The organism is Gabonibacter chumensis, from assembly GCF_024741215.1.
Taxonomy (GTDB): Bacteria; Bacteroidota; Bacteroidia; order Bacteroidales; family Marinifilaceae; genus Gabonibacter; species Gabonibacter massiliensis.
In genome coordinates, this window is record NZ_JANSKB010000001.1 from 268,277 (window position 1) to 280,764 (window position 12,488).

Below are 12,488 nucleotides of genomic sequence, written 5' to 3' on the forward strand. Positions count from 1 at the left end.
TTAGGGACATCACGATTGCTATTCCAGGATAAGCCGGAATCCCGAACCATGTACATTTTCAATTTTGATAGAAGGATCATCCTTAAAATATTTACGTAGTTTCGTCACGTAAACATCCATACTCCTCGCCGTGAAATAATCGTTCGAACCCCATATCTCATTCAACGCTTTTTCCCGCTGCAGTAATCCGTCCTTATGGTAGTATAACAACTCCAATAAACGGGATTCTTTCGGGGTAAGCTTTATCACCTCATCATTTTTCGTGATCGTTCTTAATTCCGTGTTGAAAACGTAAGCACCCAACTCTATAAATTTCGGTTTTACTTCCGTCTCGTCGTGCTCGCATCTGCTGAGAATCGCTTTTATTTTAAAAATAAGCAATTCGGAATCGAACGGTTTAACGATATAATCATCCGCCCCGATTTCGTATCCTTGTTTCATATCATCTTTCATGCTTTTAGCCGTAATATACACAAAGGGTACGGCCATATCGATCTCCCGAATTTTCTTACCCAGTGTAAATCCATCCATTTCAGGCATCATCACGTCTAAAAGACACAGATCAAATTTCTCTTTCCGGAAAGCTTCAAATCCGTCATGTCCATTCACGCAATGGACCACGTCATAATCGGACAACTCCAAATAGGATTTCAGAACAGATCCGAAACAAGGATCATCTTCTACCAAAAGTATTTTATGTCCCATACACTCAATTTTTAATTTACGGTTCAGGTTATAGTTTGTCTACTCTATTTTAAAAATAATCTCCACTAACGTCCCTTTGTTTTTCTTAGAAGTCAAGCGTATCGTCCCGTTATGCAACTCCACGATCGACTTCACGTAACTCAATCCCAATCCGAAGCCTTTTACATTATGCAGGTTTCCGCTCGGTACACGGTAAAATCGCTTAAACACTTTTTTCTGAGATTCTTTAGGTATTCCGATACCGCTATCTAAAACCCCAATAATAAAGTGTCCGTCGACACGACGTGTAAATATATAAATATTCAGCGAATCATACGAATACTTGATCGCATTATCTAACAAATTACACACGACATTTAACATATGTACCTCATCGGCCTCCATGACAAATCCTTCCGGATCCAACTCTTCCTTAATTTCTCCTCCCCGTTCTTCAACCTGTAACCGGAAATGTTGTACGGCCTCATCTACCAGTATATTCAAATCGGCCTCTACTTTATTCAAATGAATCTCTCTGCGGTCCAATTTAGCCTGAAGCAAAATACGTTCCACATATTTATTCATCCGGTCATTCTCCTTACGGATCATCGTATTAAATTTCAACAGCTGATCTTTATCATTCAATACCTTTTCCTTTTCGATTGCCGATGTCGCTAAAGATATGGTCGCCAAAGGCGTTTTAAACTCATGCGTCATATTATTGATGAAATCATTTTTAATGACAGATACTTTTTGCTGACGCGTAAGTACTACTATGGTGAAGATAAACACCCCCATTAAGCCGAAAATGCAAAAAGCGGAAGCGAGCAACATCCAACCGATATTTTCGTAAATCAACGAATCTGCCGATTCTAAGGTAATGCCTAAAATCGCATCCTTGACAATCCAATCCCTCGGGAATAAATCCGTACAATAGAAATTTTTCTTCAGGTCATCCCTTATCGCTTTTTGTTTCAACTCCTTCTTTCTTATGATCTCGTACTTAAAAGGAAGACGGATGTCCTTAGCATCCAATGTCATTCGCAAAAGCCTGTTGATGTCTACACCTTCCAACCGCTTTTCGACAGAAACATTTTCCGGGTCCTTCTCTTTTATCAATTTCAACATGAGATCCTCTAATCTCTTGTACAGAGCCTGTTGACTCAAATTACTCGTCGTATCTTGGATTCCAAATCCCAATGTCTTAATGCTTTGCTCCAAAAGGTCCTGATTCAGGTATCTTCTTTGCGGCAAATTATGAGGAGGGATGCTACCCGGGGTTTCGATCACGAAAGCAGTACTCTTGCTGGAGGATTTACTACCGTATTCCCATACCTGCGTAATAAAAGAAAAAGCCGGGAAATTTTCTCTTTCCATATTCGTGGAATCCCAGGGAATCACCTTTTTACTCTGCTCTTCAATACGCTTCATGTGTTCTGTTATTTCGGTAAGATAACGAACATTATTAATATCATCAATCGTATTTACCACCTGCTCCAGGGCTGCATGCACCTTTGAGGAGAAACGGATCTCGCTTTCTCTCATGCTGTATTTTATCCAAAACCACTGTACACCGACGACAGCGATAAAGGCGACCAACATAACGACGGTTAATATTCTGATTATTATTTTTTTGATCATACCAACAGAAATAGATTTAGCGAAAATAGTATTTTTTACGTCACCATGCAACAAAAAAGAGGTACCCGGGAAAGGCACCTCTCAAAAACAACTAAGTAATAAAAACGGGAAAATAAAACCATAAAATGGTTTTTTACTTTAATTTGTCTTCTAATACTTTGTATATATTACTTTCTTTATTCTCGATCATCATCTTTTTGAAAAGAGCTTTCTGTGCATCCAGACTATCAACCAACTCATCTTTTAAGATAAATAAAGAAACTTCCTTACCCGGATTTGCCTCGATTAAAGCTTTTGCCCAGTTGGCCCGCATTTTCAAGTAACGTTGAATCCTCAATTGATTGACGCCCATCAACATTTCATAATCCTTGCTCTTTTTCTTGCTATTGGCGATCTTCTCGTTTTTAGCCTCTAACTCCTTAATGGGTTCTTCGTATTTTTCTTTGAATTGCTTCTTAATGTTCTCGTATTCATCCATCAATCCGGAACCGTTTGCTTCAATCTCAGTCGGAAATTTGATCTTACCTTTAATCCAGATCATGTCCTTCGTATCCAGAATAATTTCAAGCGTCCTTTTCCCATCAATATCCACCCAAACACGTGCCGGAATTTTCAAACTATCCGTTCTCAGATCTATATTACCATCTTTCACTTCCTGTTCGGCAAGAATAGTCAAGCCCGGTCTCCCCGGCATCTCAGCCATTAATTTTACAGGTCCATTCAAGCCTTCCACTTTTCCCCGAACTTTAACCTGATCACTATTGCATGCACTTAATAGAAATGCGATAAGCACTAAAATTAAATTAATTCTTCTCATAATAAACATATTTGGTCTTTATTACTTAAAATACACATCCTGAGGATGTAATGGCATCTTCATGAGATACCCGCTAATTTACGACAAATATACAAAAATATCATTCATAAAAGAATTATCTGTCGGAAAGCTTCAAAAAATCTTAAGTATTACAGATCAAGCGTCTTAAAAAGCAATTCAGTCCCGTCAGGAGCGGGAGCCGTGGGTGTAATAATCTTTCCCATGGGATCTATCAATAAAAAACGAGGAAAAGTGTAAGCCATATAACGAGCGCAAAATTCGTCCCGTTTTTGAAGGATATAGTGTTCACCCGGAATATCGTTTTCCACTATATACTTCTCCCAAAGATCTTTAAGTTGTATATCATCCAACGAGAGAACGACAAAACGAATTTTTTTCTCTTTAAACTTCTCTTGCAAAAGCCTTAAAGCTTCAAACTTTTCCCTGGAAGCTTCATTCCAGGTCGCCCATACATAGACATAAACGTATTGACCGGCAAACGAGCGCAAAGAAAACTCCTCGCCCTGTTGATTCATCATCCCGAAATCAGGTGCGGTAGCCCCGGCCGAAAGTCGCCGCCAACGATCCACCAACCTCTCTATTCTCGATATTTTTGCCGTATCCGTCACCTCTTTCCAACAAAGCGAGAGCAAATAATCCGAATCCTTTAACCCCTTCGTCGTCACATGATTCATGATCACCTCCGACAACAAATAGTTTTTTATCGTCTGATTATGAATATTATCCAATACATAATTCACAAGCTCTCGTATATCCATACTACGTCCTTTGTAATATATGTAGTTCAACACGTATCGGGAAAAATCCCGCGAACCAATCAGATCTCCGTTGTCCAAAGAGAAACCGGAAACAAACTCATCGAATACAGGACCCGGAACATATTTCCCGTGTAATGAATCCATCCGGTGGAAATTAGGGTAGTAAAGAGCCCATCCGGCAACAACGTATTTGATCCGTTCCCGTTCCAAATCCGAAAAGGTCTCCCCAAAATTCTTAGCTTCCAACAGTAATATTTTTTCCCGAATCAGATTCTGCATCTCTTTTACGAACTCCTCTTCATCCAAATCAAAAAGTTTAAATTTCAATTCATCTTCTATTTCCCGTTCGTACAAATAATTATTGATGGCTCCCAACGTCCCGCGAAATTGTAAAGTTCCCCCAAAGTCCATCGAATTTACATTGATTTCCAGATCTTCACCGGGACTTAAAAACAAACTGATACCGTATCGATCCATACTCGCGTAAGTAGCACGCTCCAAACCTATTTTTCCGGAAAAAAAATTCTTATCATCCAAAGGAAAGGTAAATTCACGATTGTTGGCGGTGATCCGAACAACCGAGTCTTGCACGCCAAAACGCCCTCCCACCTGTACACTATCAGAATGTGTACACGCAACCAATGTCAAAAAATATATTGCCGCAAGCAGTACCCTCATACTTTCAAACCTAAAATGGGATACAAAGATAAATATTCGCACAATCACAATATGTTAAAGAAAAGGTAAATAAAAAGACCAAAAACCATTTTTTGAAGTAAAAAATAACATTACGAATATAAAAAATATTGTATCCCCTCAAGAAAAAAACGGATAAAAAGAAAAGACTATCTGAAAAATTACAGATAGCCTTTTCCAAATTATCAGAAATTAATTATTTTACGATCGAAGTAAAATCCGCATTATCGAAATATTTTGCAAACTCCATATCTGTTGCGGCCAATTGTTTCAAATCAGCATTCATGGCACATGCTTTCTTCAAGTTATCCAATACCATGGCATCGTCATTTGTTCTGGCTCCAATTACAGCCTTCAAATAAGAAGCCATAGCCGAATTTTCACCTGCATTCAATTTCTTTAAAGCTTCATTATTATTTCCGGCCAAAATATTGGCTAAAGCAGCGTTCACGCAACTACAATTTCCAAAATATCGAACTGCGTTATCGTAATCTCCCTTCATGATAGCAACAACACCTTTGTTATAATCTACTTCATTACCTACTCCGGTAGCAGCTCCGAAATAAACTTCAGCCTGTCCGATATTACCCTCTTTCAAAGCAATAGCACCCAAGTTATTCTGAACTGTTTTGTTATTAGCTGACAAAGAGTTGGCTTTCTCGAAATTAGCTTTTGCCAAATCGACTTGTCCCATTTCGAACTGAATCATACCGGCATCATTATAACCTCTCCAATCACTCGGGAACTGACTGATACAAACATTATAAATAGCTAATTTATCTGCATTGTCATCGAATAGGGTAGCAGAATATAATAACTCCTCCACATTCAATTCAGCAGGATTAGATTTAGCCAAACCTTTCAATTCTTCGTCCGATTTACCGATTAACTCGGCATTCACCACAAACATGGATCTTCTCAATTTCGGAAGAATTTGATCGGCAATGATCGTGAAAGCAGAAGCGATATTCTTGATCTCTCTTTCTCTCACTTCCGGATCAGAATACATAGAAAGTACGCGAAGGATCAACTCCTTATCTTGAATATTAGAAGCCTCCATAGCTTTTTGGAATCCTTCCCAATCTTCTGCCACCACGTATTTTTTGAAAAATTCAGCATCTTTATACTGTTGAATTTTATCTTTTTTCATTTGTTTCTTCATGAAAGTAGAAGAATTAGCCTCCCGCTTGTTAGCTAACTTCTCGTTCCAATCATAGCTACCGTCCGGAGAGGCATATGATCTAACATCGATACCGTTCAATTTCATATTTTCCTTAGAAGCCGCTTCCTTAACAAATTTCTGCAAGTTCTTCATCTCTTCGGAAGTCATCTCTTTGGAACGAATATTGGCTGCATTGATTAAGAAATAGATAGCAGCCTCTTCTTGTTGTTTAATAATTCTCTGGAAGGCATCAGCTCCTAAAGCGACAGCCGGTTGATTCTCTACTAAAGTTTCCGTAGCAATCACACCATCACCGATTTTTCTCGGTTCAAATTTCCGAGATGCCTCTCCTTTAGAACCCAGAATGTCGATCTCTAAATTTGAAAGTCTCATGGCATCTTCAAAAGGAATCCGACTCACGTAAGAAACCGTTTTTCCAGCCTCGTAAGGAATCACTTCGTTATTGCCCTGTACTTTTTCTCCTTGAATGGCTTTTGCCGCAAAGGCTTTTTCGCCTCCTTCATATCTCAATACCGGAGTGGCTTCAATTGTCACTTTTTTATGGAAATATTTTTCCGGGAAAGTAACATCAATTTTCAAATCAACCATACCGCCCTTCGTAACCAAAGTTTCAGGAGTTACCACATACGTAACTTCATTTGCACGTTTTTCCATCTTTTTCAAAGAAGAACAAGACACAGCAACAAGTCCGGTCAAACCAATAACCGCAACCAATCCAAAAGTTCTTTTCATAGAATTCTTAATTTTATTTGTAATACTCAAATTAGTTTTCACTTTTCCACAAAACAAATGTATAATTTTTTTTTAACATTACACATCGAAGTGCAAATTTTATACCAAATCCACTTTAATTTTGTCTAATATTAACCTCTCGGCTCTTTGGATCGCGTGCTCTACACCGTCAGGATCTGAACCTCCGGCAGTTGCAAAAAACGGTTGGCCGCCTCCACCGCCTTTCATTTCCTGCGCCGCATCTTTGACAATTTGTCCCGCATGCAAATCATATTCCTTTACTAAGGATTCACTGATCATCACCGTTAAATGGGGTTTCCCGTTGTATACGCCTCCTATGATCAAAACCAGTCTATCCACTTCTCCCTTCAGCTGAAAAGCCAAATCCTTCACCCTCGTAGACGGGAACGAGAGATTTTTAGATATAAAATGAATATCCCTTACTACCCGTTTACTGTTTTTCAGACCGTTTTTGGCTATTTTTAGCGACTCATTCTCAAACTTTTCAATATCTTTTTTCAATTCCACGTTCTCTTCCAACAGACTCCGAATATTCTCCAAAACCCCGCGATTGGACTTGAACATATTCTCCACCTCGTTAAACATATGGAAATGATTCAAAATGTACTCTTCGGCCTTTGCTGCCGTTATCGCTTCAATCCTACGTATCCCCGCGGCAACCGAACTTTCGGAAACGATTTTAAAGAATCCGAGTTGTCCGGTAGCATGGGCATGCGTTCCTCCACACAACTCCACAGATTCCCCAAATTTCACCACGCGTACCAAATCCCCGTATTTTTCGCCGAAAATCGCCATTGCTCCCATTTTCTTCGCCTCCCCTATAGGCACGGAACGATTCTCTTCCAGCAGCGAATTTTCCCGTATCCTACGATTCACGATAGCAGCGACCTTGTCCAACTCCTCATTCGTAACCTTCTGAAAATGGGAAAAATCAAAACGCAGATAGTCGTCACTCACGAATGACCCCTTTTGTTCCACATGCGTTCCCAACACTTCCCGCAAAGCATGATGCAACAAATGAGTCGCCGTATGGTTGTTTGCAATAGCCGTCCGTCTGTCCGTGTCAACCCGTGCCGTAAACGTCTGGGTCAGATCTCCCGGTAATTTATCCGTAATATGTACCGTCAATCCGTTTTCTTTCTGGGTATCGATGATCCGTATTTTTTCAACATCAGAAATAAGATAACCGCTATCACCTACCTGACCACCCCCTTCTCCATAAAAAGGAGTAATATTAAACACAAGTTGATAAAAGGTTTTTCCCTTGGTGATTATTCTTCTGTAACGGGCTATCCGTACTTCTGTTTCCGTGTAATCGTAACCCACGAACTCTTGAGTATCGTCTGCAATCAATTCTACCCAATCGTCTGTATCGACGGCAGCAGCAGATCTGGAACGTTCTTTTTGAGCCTCCATTTCCGCTTTAAATTCCCGGCGATTTACGACTAATCCGTTTTCCCGAAGAATCAATTCCGTCAAATCCAGAGGAAAGCCATACGTATCATAAAGTTCAAAAGCTACATTCCCCGGAACCGTCACGTAATCTTCTTCCTTCGTTTTAGCAATAATTCTGTCCAACAATTTTATCCCCTTATCCAACGTCTTAAAGAAAGCCTGTTCCTCTTCCTGGATCACACGCTCTATTAACACCCGTTGGTTAGACAATTCGGGATAATGTTGCCCCATAACTTCTATCAACACGGGAACCAACCTAAACATAAAAGCCTCTTTCTGGCCTAAAAAGGTATACGCATAACGTACCGCTCTCCGCAAAATACGACGAATGACATAACCCGCCTTCACATTGGACGGCAATTGCCCGTCGGTAATCGAAAAAGCTATGGTTCTCAAATGGTCGGCTACCACCCTCATGGCGATATCCGCCTTTTCATCCTTACCGTAGCGAATTCCACTAAGCTCGGAAATCTCTTCAAGAATGGGAGTGAATACATCCGTGTCGTAATTGGAACGTTTACCTTGAACGGCCATACACAACCGTTCAAATCCCATACCCGTATCCACATGGTGATTGGGAAGATTCTCCAAACTACCATCTGCTTTCCGGTTATATTGCATGAATACCAGATTCCATATCTCGATAACGAGAGGATGATCTTTATTCACTAATTCGCACCCCGGCTTCAATTTTCGTTCTTCTTCGGGACGCAAATCAATGTGGATCTCCGAACAGGGACCGCAAGGCCCCATATCTCCCATCTCCCAGAAATTATCTTTCTTATTCCCGAAGAGGATACGTTCCCGGGGTAAATAATCGGACCAAAATGTTAAAGCTTCCGTGTCCGTATCCAGATGATCCTCTTTACTTCCCTCGAACACCGTAGCGTATAATCTCTCTTTATCCAATTTCATCTCCTCGGTCAGGAACTCCCACGCGTAAGCAATCGCCTCCTTTTTGAAATAATCACCGAACGACCAGTTTCCCAACATCTCGAACATCGTATGATGATAGGTATCATGTCCCACCTCTTCCAGATCGTTATGTTTACCTGAAACCCGTAAACATTTCTGAGAATCGGCCACCCTCGTCGCTTTCGGCCGCACGTTTCCCAAAATAATATCCTTGAACTGATTCATCCCAGCATTTGTAAACATCAACGTGGGATCTCCCTTAATTACCATCGGGGCGGAAGGGACTATCATATGAGACTTCTTCTCAAAAAAATCCAGAAATTTTTGTCTGATCTCTGCCGACTTCATATAGCTATTTTTCTAAATAATTAAACTCCGCTAACGAACTGCAATCGTGTCCGAAAGGCCATAGAATTATAAGGTTGCAAATTTAGATTATTTCTTTTAACTTTGCGCCGGAAACAATAAATTTATTACAAACAAACCAGATTATGCCAAAAGCTGGGTATCATTTTAATTCAGAAACATTATCTTTCGATAAAATAGAGACAACTATAAGAAAAAGAATCAGAAAGGCCATTCAAAAATTCATCTCAAGTTTCTCTTTAGCCATCGTGATGCTTCTTCTTATATTTGCTTTTATGGATTCGCCCAAGGAGAAAGCCCTGAAAAGGGAAAACGAAGAGATCCTTACCCAATATCATCTATTAAGTAACGAAGTCAAACGGTTAGACAATATTTTAAAAGATCTCGAGCAGAGAGATGATAACATATACCGCGTCATCTTCGAAACGGACCCGATTGCGACTTCCATACGCCGGGCCGGTACGGGAGGAGTCAACAAATACGAGTACCTGGAGCACCTGAAAAATTCAGATCTGATTATAGAAACAGCCCGGAAAATCGATCAATTATCCAAAGCCATCTATATTCAGAGCAAATCGTACGACGAAGTCGAAAAGCTGGCCAAAAACAAGATCGAAATGTTAGCTTCTATCCCGGCCATCCTACCCGTTTCTAAAAATGCAGCACATCCTGTCTCTTCTTCGTACGGATGGCGTATGCACCCCATCTACAAAACGGTAAAATTTCATGCAGGAATGGATTTCACCGGTATCGTGGGAACTCCCATCTATGCCACGGGAGACGGAATCGTAGAGAGCAATACATTCGATAAAGGATATGGACGCCATGTTGTTATCGACCATGGCTTTAATTATAAAACCCTTTACGCTCACATGAAAGAGTCTCACGTGAAAAAAGGGCAAAAAATAAAAAGAGGTGATGTCATCGGATATTTAGGGAATACGGGGCTTTCCACAGGTCCTCATTTACACTACGAGGTCCGGAAAAACGGAAAACCTGTAGATCCGATAAACTATTATTTTAACGACCTTACCGCGGAAGAATTCGATGCCATGGTTGAGGCGGCTAATAATACGGGGCAGAGTATGGACTAAATCACTTTGTAATCCAGACCAAAATCATACGGGATTATGAAAAAAGAAGAACAAGATTTAAAAGTATATTACTCCATCGGAGAAGTAGCCGGTATGTTCGGCGTAAATGCTTCTTTGATCCGTTTTTGGGAAAAAGAATTCGACATCATAAAACCGCACAAAAACAAAAAGGGCAACCGACAATTCACCAAAAACGACGTGGATAATTTTCACTTGATCTATCATCTTGTAAAGGAAAAAGGAATGACCCTGAAAGGAGCCCAATTACAACTAAAAGACAGAAAAGAAGAAACGGAACTCCGATTCGAGATCATCAAGAAATTAAAAAACATAAAGGAAGAGCTGATTTCCATCAAGGATAACCTAAAGTAAAACGAACCTTTTTACGATTTAAACCCATTCGTCATGAAGATACAGGAGATTGTTCAGATCATCGAAGCGTATGCACCAAGAGAGTTACAGGCCGATTTTGATAACTCCGGGCTGATTTGTGGGGATGTCGAGCAAGAAATCTCTTCGATTTTACTTTGTATCGACGTAACAGAGGATGTCGTACGGGAAGCAATCCAAAAAGGACACAACCTTATCATTTCCCATCATCCTCTTATATTCAAAGGATTAAAACAAATCACCCCTTCAACTTACGTCGAAAGATCCATTATACTTGCCGTCAAGAACGAGATCGCGATCTACGCGGCCCACACGAACATGGACGTTATCGCCCAGGGAGTCAGCGGCAGAATGGCGGACAAAATAGGTTTGACAGATCAGGAAATATTGCAACAGGAAGGAGAGACGCCCTATCCATACGGATATGGCATCATCGGAACGCTGGATTCCCCTGTCGATCCCATCTTTTTCCTCCAACACGTGAAGGAGACTTTTCATTGTAAAGGTATCCGTTACACGACCCCATCCAAGAGACAAATCCAACGGGTAGCCGTATGCGGGGGAGCCGGGGCTTCATTTCTGTCAAAAGCGATTCTAAAAAAGGCGGACCTATACATTACGGGAGATCTCAAATACCATGATTTTTTCTTAACGGAGAACCGAATCATGTTAGCCGATATCGGACATTATGAAAGTGAACAATTCACAAAAGATATCTTTTATGAGTTAGTTACAAAAAAAATGCCTAAATTTGCCGTTCAGTTTTCTGATATTAATACAAATCCGATAAACTATTTATAATATATGGTGACGAATAACAATGAAAAAATGCAAGATCTGACAATTGAAGAGAAATTGCAGAACCTGTATGAATTACAACGAATTGACACCGAGATCGACAAAATCAAAACACTCAGGGGCGAGTTGCCGCTGGAAGTTCAGGACCTTGAGGACGAGATCGCAGGTTTAGAAACTCGTATCGAAAACTTTAAAACGGAATTGAGTGAATTGGACAAAACAACCGCTCAAAGAAAACAAGATATAAAGAAGGCTGAAGATGCCATCAAAAAATACAGCGAACAATTGGATAATGTTCGCAACAATCGGGAATACGACGCTTTGAGCAAGGAAGTCGAATTCCAAAAATTAGAAATCGAACTTCAGGACAAACGAATTCGCGAATCGCAAAAAAACAAAACGGAAAAAGAAGCTTTAATGGCAGAAGCCACCAAACGGTATGAAGACAAAGTCGCCGATTTGGAAGCCAAAAAAAGTGAATTGAACGATATCATCCAGGAGACACATAAAGATGAAGAGTCTTTGACGGCCAAATCGGAACAATTGGCTGCCACTATCGATGAGCGTCTCGTCACGGCTTACCGCAGGATTCGCGCCAATGCTCGCAACGGTTTAGCTGTCGTCACCGTGGATCGGGATGCCTGTGGAGGATGTTTCAACAAAATTCCTCCTCAAAGACAATTGGACATCCGTTCCCGGAAAAAAATCATCGTCTGTGAATATTGCGGCCGCATATTAATTGACAAATACATCTGTGACTACGACGGTTCACAGCAACAGGCAGACCTGGAAGCAGCACTTGAATCTCAGAAGAAGAAGAGCAGAAGAGTAAAAAAAGCGGATGAATAAAAGAAGCTGAATATGTAAATAAAATAAAGAGGTTGCCGGCAAGACATTCGGACAACCTCTTTTTTCAA

The 12,488-nt window shown here is 40.4% G+C and carries 10 protein-coding genes; 4 read left to right on the top strand and 6 right to left on the bottom strand.

Features of this window, described 5'->3' with window-relative positions:
* Window positions 1-18: 18 nt before the first annotated feature.
* From NVS78_RS01155 to alaS, 6 genes are all read right to left on the bottom strand, one after another.
* On the bottom strand, window positions 19-705 hold the full coding sequence (locus NVS78_RS01155) for a response regulator transcription factor (RefSeq protein ID WP_041502773.1): 687 nt from the start codon (window positions 703-705) through the stop codon (window positions 19-21).
* A 39-nt stretch (window positions 706-744) separates the two neighbouring features.
* Window positions 745-2,325, bottom strand: coding sequence for a sensor histidine kinase (locus NVS78_RS01160; protein WP_286357564.1), 1,581 nt, complete (start codon window positions 2,323-2,325; stop codon window positions 745-747).
* A 133-nt stretch (window positions 2,326-2,458) separates the two neighbouring features.
* Window positions 2,459-3,142, bottom strand: a complete 684-nt coding sequence (locus NVS78_RS01165) for a hypothetical protein (RefSeq protein ID WP_041502948.1) — start codon at window positions 3,140-3,142, stop codon at window positions 2,459-2,461.
* A 149-nt stretch (window positions 3,143-3,291) separates the two neighbouring features.
* Window positions 3,292-4,599, bottom strand: coding sequence for a TlpA family protein disulfide reductase (locus NVS78_RS01170; protein ID WP_286357565.1), 1,308 nt, complete (start codon window positions 4,597-4,599; stop codon window positions 3,292-3,294).
* A gap of 214 nt (window positions 4,600-4,813) precedes the next feature.
* On the bottom strand, window positions 4,814-6,532 hold the full coding sequence (locus NVS78_RS01175) for a tetratricopeptide repeat protein (protein WP_286357566.1): 1,719 nt from the start codon (window positions 6,530-6,532) through the stop codon (window positions 4,814-4,816).
* Between the two features lie 99 nt (window positions 6,533-6,631).
* Window positions 6,632-9,271 (bottom strand): alanine--tRNA ligase, encoded by a 2,640-nt coding sequence (gene alaS / locus NVS78_RS01180; RefSeq protein ID WP_286357567.1) that lies wholly within the window; start codon window positions 9,269-9,271, stop codon window positions 6,632-6,634.
* A gap of 143 nt (window positions 9,272-9,414) precedes the next feature.
* On the opposite strand from alaS, the gene NVS78_RS01185 reads away from it, so the two are divergent.
* Genes NVS78_RS01185 through NVS78_RS01200 form a run of 4 tightly spaced genes read left to right on the top strand, consistent with a single transcriptional unit; the run spans window position 9,415 to window position 12,420 of the window.
* Complete coding sequence (locus NVS78_RS01185) at window positions 9,415-10,383, top strand: M23 family metallopeptidase (RefSeq protein WP_286357568.1); 969 nt, start codon at window positions 9,415-9,417, stop codon at window positions 10,381-10,383.
* Between the two features lie 36 nt (window positions 10,384-10,419).
* Window positions 10,420-10,755, top strand: a complete 336-nt coding sequence (locus NVS78_RS01190; RefSeq protein ID WP_041502767.1) for a MerR family transcriptional regulator — start codon at window positions 10,420-10,422, stop codon at window positions 10,753-10,755.
* A gap of 33 nt (window positions 10,756-10,788) precedes the next feature.
* Window positions 10,789-11,574, top strand: coding sequence for a Nif3-like dinuclear metal center hexameric protein (locus NVS78_RS01195; protein WP_286357569.1), 786 nt, complete (start codon window positions 10,789-10,791; stop codon window positions 11,572-11,574).
* A gap of 3 nt (window positions 11,575-11,577) precedes the next feature.
* Entirely contained in the window at window positions 11,578-12,420 is an 843-nt protein-coding gene (locus tag NVS78_RS01200; protein WP_041502765.1) for a zinc ribbon domain-containing protein, read from the top strand.
* Window positions 12,421-12,488 lie beyond the last annotated feature (68 nt).

Bases quoted from the DNA above. Each gene is read 5' to 3' on its own strand.
- NVS78_RS01195 (WP_286357569.1), top strand. From the start codon at position 10,789: ATGAAGATACAGGAGATTGTTCAGATCATCGAAGCGTATGCACCAAGA.
- alaS (WP_286357567.1), bottom strand. From the start codon at position 9,271: ATGAAGTCGGCAGAGATCAGACAAAAATTTCTGGATTTTTTTGAGAAG.
- NVS78_RS01170 (WP_286357565.1), bottom strand. From the start codon at position 4,599: ATGAGGGTACTGCTTGCGGCAATATATTTTTTGACATTGGTTGCGTGT.
- NVS78_RS01190 (WP_041502767.1), top strand. From the start codon at position 10,420: ATGAAAAAAGAAGAACAAGATTTAAAAGTATATTACTCCATCGGAGAA.
- NVS78_RS01165 (WP_041502948.1), bottom strand. From the start codon at position 3,142: ATGAGAAGAATTAATTTAATTTTAGTGCTTATCGCATTTCTATTAAGT.
- NVS78_RS01200 (WP_041502765.1), top strand. From the start codon at position 11,578: ATGGTGACGAATAACAATGAAAAAATGCAAGATCTGACAATTGAAGAG.
- NVS78_RS01160 (WP_286357564.1), bottom strand. From the start codon at position 2,325: ATGATCAAAAAAATAATAATCAGAATATTAACCGTCGTTATGTTGGTC.
- NVS78_RS01185 (WP_286357568.1), top strand. From the start codon at position 9,415: ATGCCAAAAGCTGGGTATCATTTTAATTCAGAAACATTATCTTTCGAT.
- NVS78_RS01155 (WP_041502773.1), bottom strand. From the start codon at position 705: ATGGGACATAAAATACTTTTGGTAGAAGATGATCCTTGTTTCGGATCT.
- NVS78_RS01175 (WP_286357566.1), bottom strand. From the start codon at position 6,532: ATGAAAAGAACTTTTGGATTGGTTGCGGTTATTGGTTTGACCGGACTT.